1 protein-coding gene is annotated in these 695 nt (G+C 73.2%); it reads right to left on the bottom strand.

Features of this window, described 5'->3' with window-relative positions:
• Positions 1-92: 92 nt before the first annotated feature.
• Positions 93-695: GNAT family N-acetyltransferase (locus tag G7A99_RS23095; protein ID WP_163144392.1), on the bottom strand; the 603-nt coding region annotated here is incomplete at its 5' end.

Raw genomic sequence — 695 nt, forward strand, 5'->3', positions numbered from 1 at the left:
GCCGCCGCTCGCCCAGTAGCCGCGCAGCTGGGAGAACCGCGAGCCCAGCCGGCCGCCGGGCGGCGACGACCCCGCCGGCAATGTCTGCTCACTCATCGCCGTTCCTCCATGTGCGCGTAGCCCGCCATCGCACGGTTCGCAGAGCCACCGGCACGGATCCGCTCCCTGACACGGTAAGCCAGGGAAAGCAGCGGCTGGCGCACCGCCTGGACGTCCACCAGCGGCGTACGCACCGGCGCCAGCGCGTCCTTGTACTGCCGCGTGCGACCGCCGCCGGCCAGCAGGTCCAGCACCTCGACCTGGGGGTCCGCGAACGCGGCCTCCAGGAGATAGCCCAGGTGCAGCAGTCCCGGGCTCAAACGGCGGTCGAAGGTCTCGTCGAACCCCCCCTGCAGGAAGTAGAGCCGGCGCCCCACGCGCAGGTTGTAGAGCACCGACACCGGCCGGTTCGCCACCCGCAGCACCGACAGCCATAGCCCGCCGCGTGCCGCCAGCGCCTGCGCCAGCCCCTGCTGGAACGCGAGCGCGGCACCGGTATAGGCGGGCCGCCCCCAGCGCCGGGCATGCAGGTCGTTGACCAGGGCCAGTCCCGGCTCCACGTCGGCGCGCCGGGCGAGTCGCTCCACGCGCACCTCGCCGTGACGGGCGAGCTGCCCCCGGCGGTTGTAGAGCTTGGGACGCGTGTTGCGACTCAG

This window comes from Arhodomonas sp. KWT (genome assembly GCF_010993615.1).